At 36.9% G+C, this 23,398-nt stretch carries 21 protein-coding genes; 8 read left to right on the plus strand and 13 right to left on the minus strand.

Annotation, left to right across the window (positions count from 1 at the left end; all coding sequences use genetic code 11):
- Nucleotides 1-13: 13 nt before the first annotated feature.
- Together BM121_RS04790 and BM121_RS04795 are read right to left on the minus strand one after the other, a co-directional pair.
- Nucleotides 14-805 carry a carbon-nitrogen family hydrolase gene (locus tag BM121_RS04790; protein WP_091481881.1) on the minus strand — a complete coding sequence of 264 codons (792 nt, stop codon included), beginning with the start codon at nucleotides 803-805 and terminating at the stop codon, nucleotides 14-16.
- Nucleotides 806-985: 180 nt separating this feature from the next.
- Nucleotides 986-2,347, minus strand: a complete 1,362-nt coding sequence (locus BM121_RS04795; protein WP_091481884.1) for an aminotransferase-like domain-containing protein — start codon at nucleotides 2,345-2,347, stop codon at nucleotides 986-988.
- 107 nt (nucleotides 2,348-2,454) lie between these two features.
- Between BM121_RS04795 and BM121_RS04800 the strand changes: the two genes are divergently transcribed.
- The 5 genes from BM121_RS04800 to pepF all read left to right on the plus strand — a co-directional run bounded on the left by BM121_RS04800 (nucleotide 2,455) and on the right by pepF (nucleotide 8,091).
- Nucleotides 2,455-2,904, plus strand: a complete 450-nt coding sequence (locus tag BM121_RS04800; protein WP_091481887.1) for a GNAT family N-acetyltransferase — start codon at nucleotides 2,455-2,457, stop codon at nucleotides 2,902-2,904.
- A 252-nt stretch (nucleotides 2,905-3,156) separates the two neighbouring features.
- Complete coding sequence (locus BM121_RS04805) at nucleotides 3,157-4,491, plus strand: PepSY-associated TM helix domain-containing protein (RefSeq protein WP_091481890.1); 1,335 nt, start codon at nucleotides 3,157-3,159, stop codon at nucleotides 4,489-4,491.
- 12 nt (nucleotides 4,492-4,503) lie between these two features.
- Nucleotides 4,504-4,968 (plus strand): hypothetical protein, encoded by a 465-nt coding sequence (locus BM121_RS04810; RefSeq protein ID WP_091481892.1) that lies wholly within the window; start codon nucleotides 4,504-4,506, stop codon nucleotides 4,966-4,968.
- A 105-nt stretch (nucleotides 4,969-5,073) separates the two neighbouring features.
- Nucleotides 5,074-6,021, plus strand: a complete 948-nt coding sequence (locus BM121_RS04815; RefSeq protein WP_091481895.1) for a DMT family transporter — start codon at nucleotides 5,074-5,076, stop codon at nucleotides 6,019-6,021.
- 267 nt (nucleotides 6,022-6,288) lie between these two features.
- Nucleotides 6,289-8,091 (plus strand): oligoendopeptidase F, encoded by a 1,803-nt coding sequence (pepF, locus tag BM121_RS04820; RefSeq protein ID WP_091481897.1) that lies wholly within the window; start codon nucleotides 6,289-6,291, stop codon nucleotides 8,089-8,091.
- 373 nt (nucleotides 8,092-8,464) lie between these two features.
- Here pepF and BM121_RS04825 read toward each other — a convergent pair whose 3' ends face one another.
- Complete coding sequence (locus BM121_RS04825) at nucleotides 8,465-9,115, minus strand: LysE family translocator (protein WP_175495322.1); 651 nt, start codon at nucleotides 9,113-9,115, stop codon at nucleotides 8,465-8,467.
- A 78-nt stretch (nucleotides 9,116-9,193) separates the two neighbouring features.
- Complete coding sequence (locus BM121_RS04830) at nucleotides 9,194-10,153, minus strand: alpha/beta hydrolase (protein ID WP_091481903.1); 960 nt, start codon at nucleotides 10,151-10,153, stop codon at nucleotides 9,194-9,196.
- Between the two features lie 316 nt (nucleotides 10,154-10,469).
- On the opposite strand from BM121_RS04830, the gene BM121_RS04835 reads away from it, so the two are divergent.
- Nucleotides 10,470-12,032 carry a catalase gene (locus tag BM121_RS04835; RefSeq protein WP_091481905.1) on the plus strand — a complete coding sequence of 521 codons (1,563 nt, stop codon included), beginning with the start codon at nucleotides 10,470-10,472 and terminating at the stop codon, nucleotides 12,030-12,032.
- A gap of 49 nt (nucleotides 12,033-12,081) precedes the next feature.
- Here BM121_RS04835 and hisA read toward each other — a convergent pair whose 3' ends face one another.
- Both hisA and BM121_RS04845 read right to left on the minus strand, forming a co-directional pair.
- Complete coding sequence (gene hisA, locus BM121_RS04840; protein ID WP_091481908.1) at nucleotides 12,082-12,861, minus strand: phosphoribosylformimino-5-aminoimidazole carboxamide ribotide isomerase; 780 nt, start codon at nucleotides 12,859-12,861, stop codon at nucleotides 12,082-12,084.
- A 100-nt stretch (nucleotides 12,862-12,961) separates the two neighbouring features.
- Complete coding sequence (locus BM121_RS04845; protein WP_091481910.1) at nucleotides 12,962-13,984, minus strand: NADH:flavin oxidoreductase/NADH oxidase; 1,023 nt, start codon at nucleotides 13,982-13,984, stop codon at nucleotides 12,962-12,964.
- A 192-nt stretch (nucleotides 13,985-14,176) separates the two neighbouring features.
- Between BM121_RS04845 and BM121_RS04850 the strand changes: the two genes are divergently transcribed.
- On the plus strand, nucleotides 14,177-15,013 hold the full coding sequence (locus BM121_RS04850) for a manganese catalase (protein WP_091481913.1): 837 nt from the start codon (nucleotides 14,177-14,179) through the stop codon (nucleotides 15,011-15,013).
- Nucleotides 15,014-15,036: 23 nt separating this feature from the next.
- Here the strand turns inward: BM121_RS04850 and BM121_RS04855 are convergent, their stop codons facing one another.
- Nucleotides 15,037-15,705 carry a phosphatase PAP2 family protein gene (locus BM121_RS04855; protein ID WP_091481916.1) on the minus strand — a complete coding sequence of 223 codons (669 nt, stop codon included), beginning with the start codon at nucleotides 15,703-15,705 and terminating at the stop codon, nucleotides 15,037-15,039.
- Between the two features lie 225 nt (nucleotides 15,706-15,930).
- Between BM121_RS04855 and BM121_RS04860 the strand changes: the two genes are divergently transcribed.
- Complete coding sequence (locus BM121_RS04860; protein ID WP_091481918.1) at nucleotides 15,931-16,716, plus strand: SurA N-terminal domain-containing protein; 786 nt, start codon at nucleotides 15,931-15,933, stop codon at nucleotides 16,714-16,716.
- Nucleotides 16,717-16,753: 37 nt separating this feature from the next.
- Here BM121_RS04860 and BM121_RS04865 read toward each other — a convergent pair whose 3' ends face one another.
- From BM121_RS04865 to BM121_RS04890, 6 genes are all read right to left on the minus strand, one after another.
- Nucleotides 16,754-18,352, minus strand: a complete 1,599-nt coding sequence (locus BM121_RS04865) for a hypothetical protein (protein WP_091481921.1) — start codon at nucleotides 18,350-18,352, stop codon at nucleotides 16,754-16,756.
- The gene (locus BM121_RS04870; protein ID WP_091481923.1) at nucleotides 18,345-19,139 is read right to left on the minus strand and encodes an ABC transporter ATP-binding protein; all 795 of its coding nucleotides are present in this window, start codon (nucleotides 19,137-19,139) and stop codon (nucleotides 18,345-18,347) included. Before BM121_RS04870 ends, BM121_RS04865 begins: the two co-directional genes overlap by 8 nt.
- A 44-nt stretch (nucleotides 19,140-19,183) precedes the next feature.
- Entirely contained in the window at nucleotides 19,184-20,011 is an 828-nt protein-coding gene (locus BM121_RS04875; protein WP_091481926.1) for an SDR family oxidoreductase, read from the minus strand.
- A 150-nt stretch (nucleotides 20,012-20,161) separates the two neighbouring features.
- On the minus strand, nucleotides 20,162-21,091 hold the full coding sequence (locus BM121_RS04880) for a glycine betaine ABC transporter substrate-binding protein (RefSeq protein WP_091481929.1): 930 nt from the start codon (nucleotides 21,089-21,091) through the stop codon (nucleotides 20,162-20,164).
- A gap of 71 nt (nucleotides 21,092-21,162) precedes the next feature.
- Complete coding sequence (locus BM121_RS04885) at nucleotides 21,163-21,999, minus strand: ABC transporter permease (RefSeq protein ID WP_091481931.1); 837 nt, start codon at nucleotides 21,997-21,999, stop codon at nucleotides 21,163-21,165.
- Entirely contained in the window at nucleotides 21,992-23,188 is a 1,197-nt protein-coding gene (locus BM121_RS04890; protein ID WP_091481934.1) for a quaternary amine ABC transporter ATP-binding protein, read from the minus strand. Before BM121_RS04890 ends, BM121_RS04885 begins: the two co-directional genes overlap by 8 nt.
- Nucleotides 23,189-23,398 lie beyond the last annotated feature (210 nt).

Consider the following 23,398-nt stretch of genomic DNA (forward strand, 5'->3'; position numbering starts at 1 on the left):
TCTGTCATATTCATCATTCTCCATATAAATGTGGTACCCGGCTTTCGAATACGGGAATATTATTGCGTATTTCTGCTACTATTGATAAATCGATACTTGCATCAATGGTGGATTCTGTTTCCGGTTGTCCTGACGCTACAAGCTCACCTGATGGATTAATCACCATTGATTCGCCGGCAAAGTCGGTACCATTACATGTTCCACTGCTATTGGCTGAAATAACATAGCATTGATTTTCTATCGCTCGTGCATACTGCAGAAATTTCCAATGATCTTTTCGAGCTGTCGGCCATTGTGCCACTACATGGATCACTTCTGCACCTTGCAAGGCTATCGCTCGCATTAATTCTGGAAAACGAAGGTCATAACAAATAATTACCCCCATCTTGACACCGTCTAAATCAAATACCGCTCCTTTTGCTTCCCCACCATTTAAGTATTTAGGCTCATCTAACATTGGAACGAGATGCATTTTGTCATATTGGTGGACAAGTTCACCTTTTCGATTAAATACATAACTGCTATTATAAATGCCATTTTCCTTTTTATTAGCAATCGAACCGCCAATAATATTAATCTGATGTTTTTTGGCTAAATTGCTTAGAAAAGGGATCGTATTTTCACCATTATTGTCTGCTAAACCTTCTAGTCTATCCAGTGCATATCCTGCATTCCACATCTCAGGTAATACAACAGTATCCGGTTTATTTTTGCTTACTTGCGTCTCGATCCAGTTTTTAATTTTATCCCTGTTTGCTTCCGGATCTGCAACCACTACATCCATTTGATATATTGCATATTTCATGTCAAACACCTACTTTTTAGCTTTTATCCCATTGTAAAACATATTAGTGTGATAAGCGAAAAAATTTAACTTACTTATTTATATAGGTGATTTTTTATATGACTATACAAATAAGTAGTCAGGCACATATTAATCAATTACGAAAATGGTATGCCAAAAAGCTGAGTTGTTATTTAGCTATCAATAAAATTCAACTTGCTGATTTTTCAATGTATGAATGTATTTTGCAATGGTTTCTACCCCTTTATATATTTGATTTTTATCTACTTGTGCTATACACACTCTAATTAAATTTTCCTTTTGAAATTCTGGCAAGTACATTCTCTTTGCATCATCAACAAAGACATTTTCTTGTTGTAACGCATTAACTAATCGTTTTGCCGGTAGTTCTCTTGGTAAATAAATCGACATATAAAACCCCGTTTCAGGTGCAGTAAATGGATAATTTGGTGATAAATAGTGTTGACATGCGGCTTTCACTATCTCCATTTTTGTTCTGTATAAATCTCTAATGTTTTCTAAGTGGCTATTAAACATACCACTTTTCAAGTAGATTTCTAAAGCACCTTGGGAAATTGTCGTACTAAACAAATCATTACTGAATTTATGGCGAGAGAAAGTGTTTATTAATAGTTCAGGTAAGACGGCTATACCAATTCGCAATCCTGGAAGCATTATTTTGGAAAAACTCTTGATATAAATAACTTTTCCTCTTGGATCATAGGTGAACATTGGATCTGACTTTGAATTTATGTCAAGATCACCAAATATATCATCTTCCACAATATATACATCATACTTATTAGCAAGTTCCACAATTTCCCTTTTTTCTTCATTTGAATAGCTATGTCCAAGTGGATTATGAAATCGTGGAATAATATAAAAAAATTTAATCTCGTTATGACGAAACATATATTCTAATCGATCTAGATCTATTCCTTCCATAGAAAGCTCTATACCAAATGTTTTAACATTGTGAAGTTGTACAGCTTCTACTGCACCGAAATAAGTAGGCTGTTCTATAAGAATATTCGATTTACCGTTTGGAAAAGACATAGGCGTAAGTAAATTAATTGCCTGTTGTGACCCAGATAGAATAAACATTCTTTCAGGACTAGTAAACACCTGTCTGTCCTGTAAGTGTTTGGTTAGTTCCTTTCTTAATGCCATGAGTCCTTGCTGGTGTGAGTATGTAAAAAGTTCTCCTTTATATAAACCTATTGCTTGATTAATACAATGTTGAAAATCCTTATAAGGCATCGCTGCATTATCTGGTCCTGCAGATAGGAAATCGATTTTAGGAGAATCTTCCATATTGTTTAAAGGATTAACATCATGTACAACATAATAGCCACTCTTTGGAATCGAATAAATCAAATGTTGTTTTTCTAACTCATTATAAGCCTTAATGATAGTATTTTTACTACAAGAATACTTTTCGGATAAATATCTGATCGAAGAAATCTTGGATCCAGATTTTAATGTACCCTCGAAGATTTTCTGTTTAATGTCATTCATTATCACGCTGTATTTTGTATTCATTCTGCTGCCTCCCACCTTCTGTACCCATACAGAAAGCTTAAAAAAGGATTTAATAAATAATAAAAAGACTCTATACTCCTATTATATCATGAATAGGAGGCAAGCTAATGGAGTGGAACAAAAGAGGTTATACAGTGAGTGACAATACAAATAGAATGGATACAGATGCCATCTTTGAGATGTTATCAACTAGTTATTGGGCAGCAGATCGACCAAAAGAAGTGATTACCAATAGTATGAAGAGATCCATTTGTTTTGGTATCTTTGAAGGTGAGAGACAAATTGGTTTTGCCAGAGTTATTACGGACAATGTTGTATTTTCTTGGGTTTGTGATGTCATTATTCACAGTGATTATCGTGGTAAAGGATTAGGTAAATGGTTGTTCGACTGTATAATGGAACATCCAAACAACCAGGTAAAAACAGTAGGACTATACACCAAAGATGCCCATCAACTTTATGAAAAATTTGGATTTATTAATGTGGAAACAATGCAATGTAAAAAAACAAATCCAAAAAGCTGGGAGAAAATCAGTAATTCGCATATACAGCAATGATATTGGAGTATAACTCGAAATAAAAAGAATCCATTCGAAACAATGGATTCTTTTTATTTCTTAGGGATTGTATTCTAATATCCAACGAATGATTTTTAAGTTGCTTACATCCTCATTATCAATTACTAAAAATATAAGAGATTAGCTTCGCATCACATTTTGTTCAAAAGTTCACATAATTGTCGTTGGTGCTACAGTGCCCCGTCTATTACAATTAAATTAATTACCTTTTTAGAATATGGAGTATGATAAATGAAAAAGAAACCATTATATAAAACCATTTGGCGCTGGCATTTTTACGCCGGAATTCTGATTGCGCCTTTTCTACTAATCTTGGCTGTTTCGGGAGGTATTTACCTCTTTAAACCGAATATTGAGCAATTTCTCTACCAGGATTATTACGAAGTGGAAGTACAGACTGAGAAGTCATCAGCAGAGGAACATATCAATGCTGTTTTGAATGAATATCCGGATGCAACCGTCACACGCTACCGGCCTGGAGAAGCAGACGATAGATCAGCAGAAGTGAGAATCAATCTTGACCAGGAGTCATACACGATCTTCGTAAACCCTTATACCAATGAACTGATCGGTCAACTGAATGACAAAAACAGATTGATTGACCGGGTTGAGGAATTTCACGGGGAATTGATGCTTGGCACGTTCGGTGATCGTATAGTAGAACTTGCTGCTTGTTGGACACTTATTCTGGTTACAACAGGTCTATTTATTTGGTTTCCAAAGGGAAAAAGAAAGCTCTTTGGAACATTGCTTCCGCGTTTCAACAAAAATAAACGAATTTTATTTAGGGATATGCATGCTGTAACAGGTTTCTGGTTATCATTTGCTATTATCTTCCTTGTAGTAACGGGATTGTTATGGTCAGGGTTCTGGGGAACAAAGGTACAGACTTTGACAACGAATCTTGGTATCGGTTATCCACCATCCATTTGGGTAGGTGATGCACCAGAGTCAAACGTTCAAACAAAAGATGTGGCTGATGTACCTTGGTCCGCTCAAACAATGCCTGTTCCTGAATCTGATCAGCAAGGATTTATCCCATTCAGCATTAATGAGATTGTTCGTATTGCTGATGAGGAAAATATATACCCAACATACGAAGTGATTTATCCAAGTAGTCCAGAAGGCGTTTATACAGTTTCTGTTTTTCCACCGAAAGCACAGGATGAAGCTACTATGCATATTGATCAATATACCGGAGCTATTTTAGCAGATTACCGATATGATCACTATCAGCCGCTTGGCAAATTAATGGCCTGGGGAATCACCGTCCATAAAGGATTGGAATACGGACTCGCCAATCAAATTGGTGGATTAATAGTCTGTATCGGTATTATCACCATCGTCATCAGTGGCATTGTTATGTGGTGGAAACGCAAGCCTGACAAACATCTTGGAGCACCTATAGCTCCTAGTATCTGGAGTTCCAAGCGACTTATTGTTTTGTTAGTATTATTTGGTCTGTTATTTCCACTTGTCGGTGTCTCTATCATTATTGTGTTTTTACTAGACTGGTTGATTATTAGACGTATACCAACATTAAAAAGAATCTTTCAAATCAGATAGGAGAGCTATAACATGAAAAACATACTATTAATGATCATTTTATTAATCCTATTAGTTGCCTGCTCTCCTAATCAAGTAAACGAAGAGGCAATCAATCAATATAAAACCGAACGGCCAGTGGAAATCAGTTTGGATTTACCAAATGAATTGAAAACAAATGAAGACACCATGATAGAAATACATGTAAGCCGATCGGATGTAAAAGAAATAACTGCATCACTCAGGAAACATGGCGAAACAAATAATTCCATCAATTTAGACGTAACAAAAAAGAAAAATACCTATTATTTAGCACAGCATGTATTCCAAGAAGCTGGTATCTATTACCTTCAAATAACAGTAGATACTAGAGACTCGAATATTATGCCAACAAAACGACTTATCGTAGGCAATTTGAATGAAGAGGAACAAAAGATATTAGAACAGGAAAATGATCATACAAATCATGATGAGCATGACCATTCAGATCATCATTAAACAAATGGGAGCTGTCGATTTTGACGGCTCCCTTCTGTAATAGAAATTTTTTAATGATTACTGATTCACAACTGCTATGATATGCTTACAAAGAGGTGAAAAAGAATGAAAGCAATTTTTATTGGTATTCTCGCAGCTATGTTTTTCTCAGTTACTTTTGTACTGAACCGCTCTATGGAATTGGATGGAGGTAGCTGGGCATGGAGTGCTTCGCTCCGGTTCATTTTTATGCTGCCATTATTATTATTCATTGTTGGTTTTAAGCGAAATATTAAACCCGTTCTCTTACATATGAGGCAAAATCCGAAAGCATGGTTAGTATGGAGCACTGTAGGCTTTGGCCTCTTTTACGCTCCTATAACGTTTGCGACTATATATGGTCCAGGTTGGCTTGTTGCAGCTACCTTCCAACTAACCATTATCGCAGGCTCGTTTCTTGTTCCTATCTTAGATAAAAATAAAAAACAAAGCATCCCTATTCAATCGGTTATTATATCACTTGTCATACTTGGCGGTGTATTTCTGATGCAATGGGAACATGCAAATGCGGTGCCATTAATGAGTATGCTACTATGTGTAATCCCACTTCTTGTTTCAGCCATCGCTTACCCATTGGGAAACCGCAAAATGATGCAGGTAGTAAATGGACAGCTCAATACCATTCAACGCATTCTGGGTATGACTATTGCTTCCATGCCATTCTGGATTCTTTTATCCATATATGGTTTTGCCTCACATGGAGTGCCTGAAGCATCTCAACTTACCCAAACATTTATTGTTGCCATTTTTTCCGGAATTATTGCCACCGTCTTATTCTTCTATGCTACAGAACTGGTTCAGAATGATAATGAAAAATTAGCGGGAGTTGAAGCTACACAGTCTGGTGAAGTAGTGTTTGCCTTATTTGGAGAGCTAATGCTATTGAGTGCACCACTGCCCAGCTTAGTATCTTTTATCGGTATTTTACTTGTTATTATAGGAATGATCTTACATAGTCTAGTAACAGTATTTAGTAATAAGAAAAAGCAACAATCTCTGAAAAAAGCAGAGTAGAAATAATAAATATTGTTGTTTTGGACGATTCCCAGTTAACGGAATCGTCCATACTTCTTTTTATAACGATTCATCTCTCTTTTATACACCCTGAATACCGATCACCTCCCTTTTTAAGGGATTTACACTACTTTTGTATACCACGAATACCGATTATTTTTAGAAAATTCTTTGACAATCTATCTTCTTGATTAGTGTTATTCTCTTTTAAGCTGTAATATACTATTTAGAGTAGCGAAATATTATAGGTGAAAAGGGGATTTTCTAATGTCAACACGTTTACAGCGTTCAGAAGTACCTGTCGAGCAAACATGGAATTTAACGGATTTATTCCCATCTGATGAAGCTTGGGAAAAGGAATTAAAAGCAGTACAAGATGATGTTTCACAAGTCACACAATATAAAGGGACGTTAGTTAGTAATGCTACCATTCTATTACAAGGACTTACTGCATTTGAAAATTATCGCAAGCGATTAATTCAAGTAGGTACGTATGCCCACTTACGTGCTAGTGCTGATGGTAGTGATCCAACTAATCAACGTGATGCTGCCAAATTTTCTTCGGCAATGGCAAGTATCAGTGCAAAACTATCATTTATTCAGTCAGAACTATTAACGCTCTCCTACGAACAAGTCGAGCAATTTTTACAGGAAGAGGCAGGGCTTGTTACATTTAAAAAATTGCTCACTGATACATTAGAACAAAAGCCATATACATTAGCACCAGAAATCGAAGAAACATTAGCTGCCTTAGGTGAAGTTCATGATGCACCATTCATGATTTATGAACGAAGCAAATCTTCCGACATGACATTTGATTCGATTCAAGATAACAATGGCAATGAGTTACCGATGTCTGCCGCATTGTATGAGGATCGCTATGAATTGGAAGCTGATACAAGAATTCGTCGTGATGCCTATCAATCATTCATCAAAACATTAAACCAATATAAACATACATATGCTGCAACATACGCTACCGAGGTAACAAAACAAGTAACACTAGCACGTCTCAGAAACTATGATTCTGTTACAGATATGTTGCTCACCCCTCAGGAAGTAACGAAAGAAATGTACCATAACCAACTAGATATAAGTCAGAAGGAACTCGCACCACACATGCGTCGTTATGCAAAGCTAATGAAAGAAAAACTAGGATTAGATGAATTACAGTATGCTGATTTAAAGGCACCACTTGATCCTGAATTCAATCCAACCACTACTTATGAAGAAGCAAAATCAATTATTCTCGAAGCATTGCAAGTAATGGGATCAGAATATAGTGAAATTATCCAAAAGGGACTAAATGAACGCTGGGTAGATTTAGCAGATAATGTTGGAAAACAAACCGGTGCATTTTGCGCCAGTCCTTATGGTGTTCATCCCTATATTTTAATTACGTGGACAGATAAAATGCGTGGAGCTTTCATTTTAGCGCATGAACTCGGACATGCTGGACATTTCTACTTAGCAGGGGCAAATCAGTCCTTAGTCAACACAAGTCCATCTACATATTTCGTTGAGGCACCATCAACAATTAACGAATTATTGCTAGCAAATCATTTATTAAATAAAACAAATGATAAACGGATGAAACGTTGGGTGATTACACAACTACTCGGAACCTATTATCATAATTTTGTTACCCATCTATTAGAAGGGGAGTATCAAAGACGTGTATATGACTTAGCAGAAGCTGGTACACCTTTAACTGCTGATGTACTGACAGAACAAAAATTAGAAGCATTGCAAAACTTTTGGGGTGACACGGTAAGCTTTGACGACGCAGCAGGCCTTACATGGATGCGTCAACCTCATTATTACATGGGATTATATCCGTATACGTACTCTGCTGGGTTAACCATATCTACTGCTGTAGCACAAAGAATTCAATCAGAAGGAAAAGTTGCAGCTGACAACTGGTTAGAAGTTCTTAAAGCTGGTGGTTCATTAAAACCGCTTGATCTTATTAAGAAAGCTGGCGTTGATATGTCTAAACCAGACGCCATTAAGGAAACTGTTGCATACATTGGCTCACTTGTTGATGAATTAGAAAAAAGTTATGACTGAAATATAAAATAAAACCGGATGACATCGTATTTTGAAATGATGTCATCCGGTTTATTAATATCAAAAAAGTTATTTGTTCATTTAGTTCGTAGCTATGATGGACACTTCACCACAAAAGAATATATCCACAAATTGGAATCGCAATACATTCTACTGCTGTCAAAAACATCAACCATACACTACTAACTTCACCCGAACCACTCATTGGATCACTTTTAACTGTATAGATACCTAAGGCGATAACACAGATGCCCACTACTATTGTAACAATAGATAACAACATACTAATCCTATGCCCTCCTTATCTATACAACGAAATATATTCATAATTGGTTTCATTTTATACCAAAAAAACGTTATCAGCTATAAACAATTAGCTTTTCAACTTTCCATCAAATGCCAACCATGCACCAAGACATAGCAAAGTAATTCCACTTAAAGTCTGCTGCCACCAAAGTGCTATTTTATTTTTAGCTAAGAAATTGCCAAACAAACTTGAAATAAACGCTATAGAAATATCCACCATTAAACCAATAACACCTAAAATCAGTCCCAATATAATGAACTGGCTTGCTGTGCTAGAGATCTCTGGATTAATAAACTGCGGAATAAATGTCAAGAAAAACAATGCAACTTTTGGATTAAAAATATCTGTTAATGCCCCTTCAAAAAATGCTTTGCGGATACTCACCTTTTTCTTATCGGTTAAAATGTGAACATTTTTTCTATCTCTTAATGTTTGTATCCCTAAATAAACCAGATAAGCTGCTCCAACATATTTTAAGATCAGAAACGCCCAGGTAGACGTCATTAGGATAGCAGATAAGCCTAATACTGCTAATAAAATATGGACAATCACTCCCATTTGGATACCTAATGCTGTGACTATCCCATACTTTCTTCCTTGTGAAATACTCCTACTAATAACAAATGCCATATCTGGTCCAGGTGCAATACATATGACAAATGCGGCTAAAATAAATGCAGGTAAAAGTGAATAATCAATAACTAAAAAATCTAACATTTTTGATTCTCCCCCCATAATTAAGTATGCACTAGGACACCAGTTAGTCCATTATCTGCCACTTCTATTTTTGATTGATCAATGAATATATTTATCGACAAATTTCCAGATCGTTGTCCAGTATAATTCCGAATCAACTTCTACCGATTCACCATGGCCAGCTTTTGGCATGATCAATTTTTCTTTATCTGTATTCGCTGCTTCATACACTTCATCTAACATTTCAAAAGGAACAAAGCTATCTTCTTCCCCATGGATGAACAGCATGGGTATGTAACTCTTCTTAACCTTCTCCACTGCAGAAGCTTCATTTAAATCAAATCCTGCGCGCATCTTTGTAACGGAATTGGCAGCATTCAGAACTGGAAACTTAGGTAGCTTAAATAAGTCAGCTAATTGATAAGCAAAAATATTATCAACGGAAGTATAGCCACAATCTTCTACAATGACTTTCACATTAGCAGGTAGCCTTTCCCCTGATGTCATCATAACAGTAGTTCCTCCCATCGAAATTCCATATAAAGCAATGTCTGCGTTTGGATTTATGTCTAATACTTCATCAATCCATGACAAAACATCCAAGCGATCATGCCAGCCCATACCTATATAATCCCCTTCACTTTCTCCATGGCCACGAAGATCAGGAGCAAGAACATTAAATCCTTTTTCATAGAAACCTCGAATCCACCTCACCATAACCGCAGCTGTTGCTCCATAGCCGTGCACAACAATAGCCCATTTCTGATTTTGCTCCTCTTGTTGATAAAGGTTAGCATGTAACTTTAACTTGTGCTTATCATTGGATATAATCGACATACTTGATGATGGTACTTGTTCTTTAAACGTATTATCCGAAAGTTTTGCTACCTCCGCAACATCCGCTAACACTGCTTCACTTCTTGCCAAATTAGGATTATCTTGAATAAATGCTTTCTCACGCTTTGCGTTGAGTGCGAAATTATAAAAATAGGTACCTACCCAACAGTAAACTCCTATCATAAGCAAAGCAAGTACTATTAATACGATGATTACTTTCATTTACTTCTAAATCCTCCTATTTATCAACAGATAACATTTCTAAACATTTGGTAATTTTAATACATAAACTCTTCTTTTATAATAAATCACTTCTTAAAAAATTGTTATTAAAAGGTACTATACTTTTCTTAGGTATAAACAAATTCTATTCAACTAAGCGTTACGATCACCACATAATCTTAACAAGTATTGTGCGATTTCCTTTCAAATCCATATCTTTTTCGCGAAATTAATCAATTTCCCATTCTGTTTAGTTTCGCATATCCTCAACCAATTGGGGAATAATGGAGATGACGAAGCTCAAGGAGGTTGGATAATGGATAACAAAAATAAACCGAATCACGTTAAAGAGAAAATGACCAATCAGCAAGGGCATCCGGTTACCGACAATCAAAATGTACGTACTGTCGGAGACCGTGGTCCTACAACATTGGAGAATTATGATTTTTTAGAAAAAATTAGTCACTTTGACCGCGAGAAAATTCCAGAACGAATTGTTCATGCCCGCGGGACTGGGGCACATGGCTATTTTCAGTCTTATGGAACAATAAATGGGGAGCCGATTTCCAAGTATACCCGGGCAAAGGTTTTTACAAATACTGAAGTTCAAACACCTGTTTTTATCCGCTTTTCAACAGTAGTTCATGGTAAGCACTCGCCCGAAACGTTACGGGACCCACGCGGATTTGCAATAAAATTTTACACCGAGGATGGTAACTGGGATCTTGTCGGTAACAATTTAAAAATATTCTTTATTCGAGATCCACTAAAATTCCCAGACATGATTCACGCTTTTCGTCCTGATCCCGTAACAAATTATCAAAATCTAGAGCGCATGTTTGATTTTGTCAGCCAATCACCTGAAGCATTGCATATGATTACATTTGCCTTCTCTCCTTGGGGAATTCCGGCATCATATCGGCATATGCAAGGATCAGGGGTACACGCATACAAGTGGGTCAATGAAGAAGGAAAAGGTGTGCTCGTAAAATACCACTGGGAACCAGTCCAAGGGATTAAAAACTTAACACAAGAAGAAGCAACGAAGATTCAAGGTGAAAACTTTAATCATGCAACACAAGATCTCTATGAATCCATTGAAAAAGGCGACTATCCTGAATGGGAGCTGTATGTTCAAATCATGGAAGATGGCGAGCACCCAGAATTGGATTATGATCCATTAGATGCGACGAAACTCTGGTACAAAGAGGATTATCCTTGGCACAAAGTTGGAAAAATGGTATTGAATCGCAATCCGGACAACTTCCATGCCGAGGTAGAACAAGTCGCTTTCGGAACAGGGGTACTAGTAGATGGATTAGATTTCTCTGACGATAAGTTATTACAAGGAAGAACTTATTCCTATTCTGATACACAGCGTTACCGTGTTGGAGCAAACTACTTACAGCTACCAATTAATCGCCCTAACCATCAAGTAACAACCAATCAAACAGGTGGACAAATGGACTTCCGCCAAGATTATGGAGACTTTAAAAATCCACATGTAGATTATGAACCATCCATTACCGGTGGATTGGATGAAGACAAAAACCCTGGTGTTGAGCACGAACCTTATGTAGAAGGAAATCTACAGCGTAAGACTATTTCCCGGGAAAACAATTATGGTCAAGCTGGTGAAACATACCGTCGTTTAAGCGATTGGGAAAAAGATGATCTTATTAAAAACCTTGTTTCTGCATTGTCAGATTGTCGGAAGGAAATCCAAGATCAAATGATCGAACATTTCTACCAATGCGACAAAGACTACGGGAAACGTGTGGAAGATGGATTGAAAATGTCCATAGAGAGTAATAAAGAAATGATGGAAGACGCTGTTCGAGACGCAGAAGAGATGGGGCATCCATCAGATCCATATTAAATGATGTTTTAAAAACCTTGGAGTGATTTGCCATTCCAAGGTTTTTCATTCATTCTTCTATTTGTTGTTTATCGCTAAATCTACAATATTCCACAACTTTCTGATAAGATAAATCTCCCCCAAAAATATCAAGCGCGCTACCTATTGTCACATGTAATTTTCCTTTTGCTAATTGTTGAAAAAGCTGTAAATCTTCCATGGAACGGACACCACCAGCATAAGTTGTTGGAATGGAGACGTAGTCAGCGAGTTTTGCTACTAAATTTTCCGCGATACCGCTACGTTTTCCTTCCACATCTGCAGCATGAATTAAAAACTCATCACAATAAGTTTCTAAGTCTTTAATTGTTGATGGTGTTATTTCAATATTACTGAATTTTGTCCATTTATCGGTGACTACATACCATTTGCCGTCTTTTTGTTTACAGCTTAAGTCAATTACAAGTCTTTCCTTGCCTATTTTTTCGATTAAACTCTTTAGGCGATCCATTTTTAATTCGCCATCTTGAAAAATATAAGAGGTCACAATTACGTGAGTTGCTCCTGCTCGAATGAATTCTTCTGCATTATCGGCATTAATTCCACCACCGACTTGTAACCCACCCGGGTATGTTTGTAATGCGTGGAATGCTGCTTCTTTGTTTCCATCCCCAAGCATGATTACGTGACCACCAGTTAAGTTATCTCTCTGAAACATATCTGCATAATAGCTACTACCATATGTAGAAACATAATTTTCGATTACATCTTTGTTTTCATTATTAAGGCTAGCACCTACGATTTGTTTTACTTTTCCTTGATGCAAGTCGATACAAGGTCTGAATTGCAATATATTCACGTCCTTTTCGATTTATCCTGTAAATCTATTTTAGTTCATTCCTACTAAAAAGAAAAGACGCCACTTAGAAGTGACGTCTCTTTCATTACTATCAGGCAAATCCACCTTCATATTGTACTGGTACTTCAATCTCCTGTCCTAACTCGCGGGCAGCACGTATCGCCCAATATGGATCCCGCAGCATACCTCGACCGACTGCAACAAGATCTGCGTCCTGATTACCGATTATAGAATCTGCTAAATGAGCATCTTCCAAACGACCTACTGCAAGCACAGGAACCTCAAGTGCTTCACGCATTGCTCTGGCAAATGGAACCATGTAGCCTGCATGACCACCTGGATTGCGTGATGGAGCTATTGCACCTTCACCACCAGCACTAACATGAAACATATCTACTCCAGCTTCTTTATAGGCTTTTGCGAGTTCGATACCATCTGGTAATTGATAGCCTTCTTCCACAAATTCAGTTGCTGATATCCGCATAATTAATGGCATATCTGCTGGCATTTCACTTTTTGCAGCTTTCACTACTTCTGTACCGAAGCGTGTAAGCTCTCCATATTCGTCATCACGCTTATTGGTATAGTGTGAATGAAATTGATGAATCAAATAACCGTGTGCACCATGCAATTCAATCGCATCAAATCCTGCTGCGACTGCACGGCGAACTGATTGACGGAATTTATCAACCATTTCTTTTACTTCTTCAGTAGAAAGTGCATGTGGTTCCTTATATTTATCACTAAATCGTATCGCAGAAGGAGCAACAGGTGTTTCCGCATCTTCCGCTTTTCGACCAGCATGTGCGATTTGGATCGCAATCTTGGATCCTTGCTCATGCACGGCATCGACAATTTTTTTATACGCCGGAATTTGCTCATCTGACCAGAAACCTAAACAATTATTAGAGATACGTCCGTCTGGCTCAATGTTTGTCATTTCCACAATAACAAGCGCGCTACCGCCAACTGCTCTGCTTACATAATGGGTATAATGCCAGTCATTAGGCGTACCATCTTCTTTTGTTACTGAATATTGACACATGGGTGGCATTACCACACGATTTTTGAGTTCTAAATTTTTTATTTGAAAAGGACTGAATAATTGATCCATTTTCGTGTTCCCCCTTGCTTACTTTTTGTTACCAGATAAGTATAGCAAGAATTTATAGACTGGTCACATGATTGAACTTGAACTAATATTCTTCTTAGACGAGCCATGATTCGAACACTCCATTTTGTAACATAGATATACGCACTTGCATAATGTATGGACAGAGACCTATCTTTTTAAGGATGTGATTACATGTTCTATCATGTGAAGGAATTGCAATATCCAGCTAAACCTGATCGTCCTGATCCGCTTTTTGCGAAACAGCTGCAAGAAGTATTGGGCGGTCAATTCGGAGAGATTTCGGTTACCATGCAATACTTATTTCAAGGCTGGAATGTTCGAATGGATGGTAAATATAAGGATTTGTTAATGGACGTCGGTACAGAAGAAATAGCACATGTTGAGATGTTATCAACGATGATTGCTCGCCTCTTAGATGATGCACCTGTTGGTGACTTGGAAGAAGCGGCAAAAGATCCTGTTCTAGGTGCGATTATTGGCGGGATGAATCCACAACATGCAATTGTATCCGGGTTGGGTGCAATGCCTGGGGACAGTATTGGTAATCGATGGACAGCAGATTATATTATTGCAAGTGGGAACCTGCTAGCAGATTTTCGTGCGAATTTAAATGCGGAATCTCAAGGACGCTTACAAGTATCTAGACTGTATGAAATGACATCTGATCGCGGTGTAAAAGATATGCTTTCCTTCTTAATTGCCCGTGATACAATGCACCAAAATATGTGGTTAGCTGCGATTGAAGAATTAGAAGAAAAAGAAGGAGTAGTGGTTCCTTCCACTTTCCCTCGTAGTCTTGAGAAACAGCAAGTAGCATATGATTTTTATAACTTCTCACAAGGGGACGAAAGCGCAGAAGGAAGATGGGCATACGGCCGTTCCATGGATGGTTGTTCCAACTTCCGTTACGTACAAAATCCGCCTGCATATGGTGGTATACCGTCCTTGAAACCAGCACCACCTTATACATTTAATACCAATTTTCATATTCCCCCATGTTTATGTTAGATGATGAATGCGTAATTCTTTCATTAGGAATTACGCTTTTTTCTTCCCCTCCAAAGGAAAAATTCTAAAGCAATCATACAAGTGATCAGCCATGCCAATCCTAATGACATACCTGCTACAATATCCGTAAAAAAATGAACCCCCAGTACGACGCGACTAAAAGCAATCACAATCGCTAAACATGCAAAAAACAGAACAGATAACCATTTTAGCCATTTAGCTGATACTTTTTTCCAGAGTAAGTACATAATAAAACCGTAAAATGCAATCGAACCAGTCGAATGTCCACTAGGAAAGCTAAATCCTGTTCCTCCATATTGGGCAATTAATTCTGGTCGTTCCCGTTCAAATATAACCTTCAACACTTGTGTTAATAGACTGATCCCTACCATATTAATGCTGAAAAACAAACTATACCACTTACTTTTTTTCGCAAAAAAGAGATAAACAGCAAGTATGACCGAAGCAATTGTTAAAAAAATAACGGAACCAGCTTCTGTTACCACTTCCATCATCTGATGAATCCACGTTTCCTCTGCAAAGACGATATTTTCCTGAAAAATGCGATCGGCGAAAAACTTTTCTTCCTCCAGTACATCACCTGCTAATTCGATAAAAAGCGACATAGTTAAAATAATGATGATAAATCCAACAATTAAAGTAACGATAGCTATCTTCGACATATCTTTCATTCATTTTCACTCCTATTTCTAGTATTCCCAATAATGAAAAGGAAAAACAACACTATGGAAAAAGTGTGGAAAATGCATTTTTTTTGTTGTTTAAATGTAATAATACAAGGGAATGACTGGCATGATAGGATTGAAGTTAAAAATGCTAAAAATGGTATAACTTGCAATTTTCCTATAATATATGTTTGAATGGACAAACAATGAGTTTTATGGAGGTTGTAATCAATGAAGAGAATATTAATGCTTTTAATGATGATGAGTTTAGCTATTATCACTGTTGCATGTGGGAATGATGATGAAGATGCAGCAGAAGAAAACAATACCGAGGAATCTGCAACGGAAGAAACACCAGAGGGTGAAGACGCAGCTGAAGGTGAAAATGAAGAACAAGGTGAACCAACTGAAGGAACAGAACAACAAGATATGGTAAGTGATGAAGAATTGGTAGAGGAAGATCAAGCTGTCGCCACGATTAATGGTGAAGAAATTAGTGGTTCTTCCTATAACAGAATGTATCCACTTGTGAAAGGCACGTTACAACAGTCTGGACAAGATGTAGAAGATACTGAAGCCATTAAAAATCAAACGTTGAGTGAATTAATTACCCAAGAATTGATCCGCCAAGATGCTGAAGAAGAAGGTTTAACCGTTGAACAAGAAGAAGTTGAAAATGAAATGGCTGCTTTAGAAGAACAATATGGGGATGAGTTCGCTACTCTTCTTGAGTCTAGTGGATTTACGAAAGAAACTTACAAACTACAACTTGAAAATGATTTGCTTTCTAGTAAATATATGGAGTCTGTACTTGGTATTGAAGTAACAGATGAAGAAATCAAAGAGTATTACGAAACAGCGAAGGAACAATCTGAAGAAGAACTTCCACCATTAGAAGATGTAAAATCTACGATTAAACAACAACTAACTACACAGAAACAACAAGAAAAACAAGAAGAAATTCAATCCAAAATTGAAGAACTTAGAGAAAATGCTGAGATTGAAGAATTAATTTAAAAAATCATCCCCTTAGGTGGGGATGATTTTTTTGTGATTATTTCCTCCATAGAAAGGTATTGATGATCAATAATACACCTATAAAAATATATGGACCGATTTCAGTAAGAGTTGTTGCATAATGGATTAAGCCAAATCCAATGGTTACGGCTATAAGTGCGATTACTTGCCCACTTTGTTTACTTTGACCAATTTTATATGATTCAGAAAAAGGCATTACCTTTTTAAAAAATACATAATAACAGATTCTACCGTACATAGTAGCCACTAAAATAAGTGCGATTAAAAAGGACCAAACCCTTTCTGTGAAAATTAAAAGAAAACACACGCTTACTATTAGATACACTGGAATAAACAATCGAACAAAAAATGCTTTTAATACTGCACGATGACAAACATTTTCATTTTTTATCGGTGTTGCACGATAAATCCAGGCGGCTTTTTGATTGGTTGAAAATTGAAGCATTTGTACACCGGCAGGAATCATTAACAAACTAAAATACATAGAAAAATACAACCCACTTGATCGTATTTCATCCAACGAACTATTGGTGAGATCATTAATAATAAAAAGAAATGGAAATACTAAAGCCATACCAATTGATGGATATACTTTTAATTTATAATCACGTTCATTTTTGATCATTCTTGTTGTGAATTCGAAGAAAACTCGTTCTTCTTGGTTCCAAACTAATACCTTGGACCAAAAACGATTCCACCATTCCTTCGCTTGTTTGTGCTTACCATTATTAGATAAAAGCTTTTCCAGATTCCGTTCGAAAGAAGGAATCAGTTTCACATAAAGTAAAATAGCTATGAATGGAACAATTACCCCTAATATCGCGAGTATAATATAGGACGGATCCGTTACTCCATTTAAGGCTATTTCATATATTGCTCCATACCAGACCGGCGGCATAAAAACATGCCACCCTTCAAAAGTATAATTGATATTCAAATCGACAAATTCAAAGGATCGTATTACAATTTGATAACCGACAATCATGGAAATACTTAAGAGAATTTGAATATAATTAATAATATCCTTAAGCTTCTCTCCATCAAAAAAGCGCAGAATCAAAATATAGACAACCGCGGTCATAATCAGAATCAACAAATTAACAAAAAGCAGTGCAATGAGACTTAATAAAAAGAATACAATACCATGGTTAAACAGCCCAATTATCATCGGAATAGCAGTAAAAGCGATCGTTAGCTGAGATAAATAAATGGTAATATGTACAACCTTCGCAGTATTAATCGTTTTCGAGTCAACCGGCTTTGTGCTTAAAATCATTTTATCCCGGACATCTAGTAATACACTTGAGAAGTCAGAAATAGTCGAGGTCATAATAATAAACATAACAATCGCAAAAATAATACTCATTTGAAATATATAGTGATCTCCAAATAAGAAAGCAATCAGTATTAATCCCATCAGAACATATATTCCAAGTGATTTCAGAAACTGATTACCGGAATTCGACTTTGATTCATTAAAAATCGTAGGTACTCTTCTCGTATCCATCATTAATTTCAATTGCAGGATCTCACGCATCATAGGATAATCGACATGCGCTTTTTGAAAAAGAGGTTGTAATTTATCTAGAATTTTCAGGGATTTAAAATCATCCATCGGTATCACCATTTTCCACTATGGAGACGAAAGAACTGGCTATTTCCTGATGCTGATCAAAGCCTGTCAGTTGATTGAAGATTTCTTCGAGGGAGCCTTCTTTATTCTGTTGCTGTAATTGTTCAAACGTACCATCGGCAACTATTTGCCCATTAGCAAGCAAAACAATCCGATTACTGATTTTCTCGACCACGTCCATAATATGTGAAGAGTAGAAAATTGTTTTCCCTTGATTTGCTAATTGATCGAGGATCTCTTTGACAATCATCATACTGTTAGCATCAAGACCACTTAATGGTTCATCTAAAAACAGTAAATCCGGGTTATGTATAATGCTAGCTATGAAAAGAACTTTCTGTCTCATCCCTTTTGAAAAAGATGAAATTCTTGTATGTAACATATCTTCTAAGTCGAATAAGCGCATCATTTCTGTTGCTTTTCGAATGATCACATCATGGTCCATGCCATATAGTCCACCGACAAAAGATAGATATTCAATAGGTGTTAAGCTATCATAGATTTCTCCATTTTCCGGTACATATCCAATACGTTTTTTATAAGCCACACCACTTGTTTTAATATTTTTACCAAATATTTCGATGTCGCCTTCAAAATCTGAAATCAAGCCCAACATCATTTTGACGGTCGTACTTTTACCGGCTCCGTTTGGCCCTATGTAACCAATAATTTGACCTTGATAGACCTCGAGATTAATAGAATCTAAAACTTGGGTACTTCCGTATGATTTGGCCACATTTTTCAGTGATAAAATAATGTCTTCTGCCAATTTATTCACCTCCACTCCCATCTTAACACATTTTCCTTTATTTGTTATTTCAACCTTTTCAACATTATTATTTCTAACCAAGACCAGGGTAAAAAGCGTTTTGCAAGAGAGAACATGCTTGCTCCTTTTCCAATTGGATAGCGAAGTTTTGGATTCTTTTTATTACATATAGCAACAATTAATACTGCCACTTCTCGTGGATCTGCACTAGCTTGTGATGATTGCTGTGCATAGGTTAGGACGGAGCTCTTAAATGGATCCTTTTCCATTTCAGATGAATCAATACTGGACAAACTCTTGGCCCAGATGTCTGTTTGGTAAGATCCTGGTTCAACTAAGGACACAAATATGTTTTTCGGAAGTAATTCGATTCGCAAACTCTCACTAAGGCCTTCTAAAGCAAATTTGGATGAAGAATAGGCAGACATCCCTGGAAAACCGGCATACCCACTAATACTGCTCACGTTAATGATGTTTGCCTTATTTACCTGCTCTAATAATGGCAGCATCGCTTTGGTGACACGAAAAACACCATGCAGATTAACATCAATCTGCTTATAAAATGCATCAACCGATAAGTCAGAGATAAATCCCGCTTGGCAAAAACCGGCATTATTAACTAACATATCGAGTTTTTTATATTTAGATTGTACGAATTCTTTTACATGTTGGATTTGTACATCATCTGTTACATCCATTTCAAAAACATCTAATTCTGATGCTAATTGCTCCTGCTTGGCTGCTTCTATTAATTTTTCATGTGACTGTAATGTTCTCATCGTAGCAACAACCCTATAACCATTTCTCAATAGTTCTAATGTTGTTAAAAAACCAAATCCACTACCTGTCCCTGTTACAAGTACCGTTTTCACGTACTCACCACCCTCTCTTCCTTTTAGCATATTTTAACATAGATATAAGAAGTCTCTTGATTCTATCTGCTTTGATATCGGACACTTTTCAAAAACATAAAAAATCCTCCTCGCCTATTCCTGCGAGGAGGATTCTAATTTAACTATAAATTATTCTACGCCTTCAGTCCACTCAGCTACTTTTTCTTGGTTGTCTTCAACCCAAGTTGCTGCAGCTTCTTCTGCGTCAACTCCGTTTACTACAAGATCAACCATAACAGAGTTACTGTCTTCTTGTGTCCACTCGAATTGATCTAATACTTTATAAGCATTTGGCATATCTTCTTCTAATCCTTCACGAACCATTGTTTCAATTGTTTCAGCGTCACCGAAGGAACCTTCTGGATCTTCTAGATATTTAAGGTCATACTCAGAGAATTTCCAGTGTGGTGACCAACCAGTTACAATAATATTTTCCTCATTGTCGATTGCTTCACCTAGTTGTGTAGTCATTGCACCACTTGAAGAAGTTTGTATACTCCAGTCACTCAAGTTATCATAGTCTTCAAGTGCACTTTCTGCTGATGCAACAACCCCAGCACCTGCTTCAATACCAGTGATTGTCTGATCTACTTCATCCGTAAGGTCAGCAATAGAATCAACATCCATATAAGATGGTACGACAAGACCAATTTTAGCACCTTCAAGGTTTGGTCCTAACTCTACTACTTGATCACCGAATTCTTCATATTGCGCTTCATGTGTTGCTGGTAACCATGCTGCAACCATGCCATCCGCTTCGCCATTTGCTACTGCTTCCCACATTGCTGCATTTTCGATAGATGTACGTTTTACATCATAACCTAAATCTTCTAAGACTTTTCCGACAACGTGTGTTGAAGCAATTTCAGTGTCCCAGTTTACGTACACTAATTCAATTTCTTTACCTTCACCTACAGCAGCAGTGTCATCTGTTGCTTCTTCTTCATTTCCCTCGTCACCTGTAGTGTCTTCGCCTTCATCGCTGGCACCACAAGCAGCAAGTACAAATACTAGAACTAATACTGCCAATATTCCAAATGACTTCCATGTTTTAAACATGTATAAATCTCCCCTTTTCTAAATTTTATTATATTTAAACTTTCCAGATTAGACCTGGAAAGTTTATAACCTTAACCTTTGTTTAAGTTTTGCGAAACTCTGTCAATGATAATCGCTAATATAACAATACCAAAACCTGCTACAAATCCAGGACCTTCTTGTGAACGTTGCAGAGCTGTTAGTACTTTATCACCTAGCCCTGGTGCACCGATCATGGATGCTATTACGACCATGGATAACGCAAGCATTACCGTTTGGTTTACACCTGCCATAATCGTTTTTCGAGCCATTGGTAATTCTACTTTAAAGAGCTTCTGTGATCCAGTAGTACCAAAAGCATCAGATGCTTCCACTAACTCATCGGACACTTGGCGAATACCTAGATTAGTAAAACGGACAACAGGTGGTGTTGCGAAAACAACAGATGCAAAAATACCTGGAACCATACCGATACCAAAGAATACAACGGCAGGAATTAAGTAAACGAATGCAGGCATTGTCTGCATGAAGTCCAAAATTGGTGTAATAATGGTTTGAGCCCACTTACTCTTAGACATCCATATACCAGCAGGAATACCTATAAGAATGGATATCAAACTGGCAAAAAGAACTAAAGTGAATGTGTACATTAACTCTTCCCATAAGCCCTGGTTATAGATAAACCATAGACCAACAATTGAAAAAACAGCTAGTCCAAATTTCTTGCCAGATACAAAGAATGCAATGATAGCGACGATTAAAATTACAATCAGTGGTGGAACCTGACTTAACCAATCCGCTGTAGTTTCAACGAATTTACCAAAATCTTCTTTTATTGGATCGAAAATAAACTCAAATTTTTCTTTCGTCTTACTAACTGTTCTATTTATCCATTCAGCTACTGGAATTTGGGGCATAAAATCAAGCATTTTCTGTCACCCCATTTCCATTTGCTAATGCTGCAATTACAGCACCACGTACAATAATACCTTTTAACTTGCCATCTTCTACAACAGCTACAGGTACTGGCGCATCATGAATAATTTCAAAAATTTCATGAATAGGAGATTCTAATTCCGCTGTTGGCATATCTGTTCGTAGAATGCTGTGTAAATCCTTTTCCTCATTTTCTCGTGCTTTTTTGACATCATCTGCTGTTACATAGCCCTTTAACTGTCTAGAGCGATCGACCACATAGATGCTTGATAAGCCTTGCTCGCGAATTCTTTCTATAGCGACTCTTGGACCATGTTTTTCAATATCAACCGTTTCTGGTCGTTTCATGATATGGCTTGCTGTTAATACTTTGGAACGGTCAACATCTTCGACAAATCGTTCCACATAGTCATCAGCTGGACTTACTAAAATTTCTTCTGGAGTACCGATCTGAACAATCGAACCATCTTTCATCAGTGCAATTCGATCACCGATTCGTAAAGCCTCGTCCAAATCATGCGTTATAAAGATAATTGTTTTCTTCATTGTTTGTTGAAGATCTAACAACTCATCTTGCATATCTTTTCGAATTAATGGATCTAATGCAGAAAAGGCTTCATCCATTAGCAGTACTTCCGGATCATTAGCCAGAGCACGAGCTAAACCAACACGTTGTTGCATACCGCCTGATAATTGATTGGGATGCTGTTGAATAAAACTTCCTAACCCTACTAATTCCAAAGCTTCCTTCGCTTTTTTCGCACGTTCTTCTTTTTTTATCCCCTGAATTTCAAGTCCAAACTCTGCGTTTTCTAACACAGTACGGAAAGGAAATAAAGCGAACTTTTGGAAGACCATGCTCATTTTTTCACGACGGACTTTTCGTAATGTTTCTTTACCAACCTTCGCAAGATTTTCTCCACCTACTTCGACATCACCTTCCGTAGGGTCAATCAAGCGATTTAATAATCGTACAAGTGTCGATTTTCCGCTACCAGAAAGTCCCATAATAACGAATACTTCGCCTTCTTCGACTTCAAACGACGCACGGTTTACACCGACTGTACAGCCTGTTTTTTCTAAAATTTCTTCTTTTTTAAAGCCTTTATCTAACAAAGATTGAGCTTCTTTTGTTTTTTTACCAAATATTTTTGATAAATTCTTTACTTTGATTACAGACATGAATTTATATCACCTCAATTTTTCTGACTTTCTCCGGCCTGTTTTATGGATCACTTTTACCATGCTAAAGGTTTTATAAATAAATTTCAAGCTTTATACACTTCTTTTACTGTTTGTTACGTTTGTAAAGTTTAAACTTTACAAATGGAAATCCTTATTCTTACGATATACTTAGTATTTACATTGATTTTTTATTTATGTAGTGTAAAA

Origin of the sequence: Gracilibacillus orientalis, assembly GCF_900114645.1 — a bacterium.
GTDB lineage: Bacteria > Bacillota > Bacilli > Bacillales > Amphibacillaceae > Gracilibacillus > Gracilibacillus orientalis.

Bases quoted from the DNA above. Each gene is read 5' to 3' on its own strand.
- BM121_RS04790 (WP_091481881.1), bottom strand. From the start codon at position 805: ATGAAATATGCAATATATCAAATGGATGTAGTGGTTGCAGATCCGGAA.
- BM121_RS04850 (WP_091481913.1), top strand. From the start codon at position 14,177: ATGTTCTATCATGTGAAGGAATTGCAATATCCAGCTAAACCTGATCGT.
- BM121_RS04810 (WP_091481892.1), top strand. From the start codon at position 4,504: ATGAAAAACATACTATTAATGATCATTTTATTAATCCTATTAGTTGCC.
- BM121_RS04890 (WP_091481934.1), bottom strand. From the start codon at position 23,188: ATGTCTGTAATCAAAGTAAAGAATTTATCAAAAATATTTGGTAAAAAA.
- BM121_RS04835 (WP_091481905.1), top strand. From the start codon at position 10,470: ATGGATAACAAAAATAAACCGAATCACGTTAAAGAGAAAATGACCAAT.
- BM121_RS04855 (WP_091481916.1), bottom strand. From the start codon at position 15,705: ATGAAAGATATGTCGAAGATAGCTATCGTTACTTTAATTGTTGGATTT.
- BM121_RS04845 (WP_091481910.1), bottom strand. From the start codon at position 13,984: ATGGATCAATTATTCAGTCCTTTTCAAATAAAAAATTTAGAACTCAAA.
- BM121_RS04885 (WP_091481931.1), bottom strand. From the start codon at position 21,999: ATGCTTGATTTTATGCCCCAAATTCCAGTAGCTGAATGGATAAATAGA.
- BM121_RS04805 (WP_091481890.1), top strand. From the start codon at position 3,157: ATGAAAAAGAAACCATTATATAAAACCATTTGGCGCTGGCATTTTTAC.
- BM121_RS04795 (WP_091481884.1), bottom strand. From the start codon at position 2,347: ATGAATACAAAATACAGCGTGATAATGAATGACATTAAACAGAAAATC.
- BM121_RS04880 (WP_091481929.1), bottom strand. From the start codon at position 21,091: ATGTTTAAAACATGGAAGTCATTTGGAATATTGGCAGTATTAGTTCTA.
- BM121_RS04825 (WP_175495322.1), bottom strand. From the start codon at position 9,115: ATGTTAGATTTTTTAGTTATTGATTATTCACTTTTACCTGCATTTATT.
- BM121_RS04800 (WP_091481887.1), top strand. From the start codon at position 2,455: ATGGAGTGGAACAAAAGAGGTTATACAGTGAGTGACAATACAAATAGA.
- pepF (WP_091481897.1), top strand. From the start codon at position 6,289: ATGTCAACACGTTTACAGCGTTCAGAAGTACCTGTCGAGCAAACATGG.
- BM121_RS04815 (WP_091481895.1), top strand. From the start codon at position 5,074: ATGAAAGCAATTTTTATTGGTATTCTCGCAGCTATGTTTTTCTCAGTT.
- BM121_RS04865 (WP_091481921.1), bottom strand. From the start codon at position 18,352: ATGGATGATTTTAAATCCCTGAAAATTCTAGATAAATTACAACCTCTT.
- BM121_RS04830 (WP_091481903.1), bottom strand. From the start codon at position 10,153: ATGAAAGTAATCATCGTATTAATAGTACTTGCTTTGCTTATGATAGGA.
- BM121_RS04860 (WP_091481918.1), top strand. From the start codon at position 15,931: ATGAAGAGAATATTAATGCTTTTAATGATGATGAGTTTAGCTATTATC.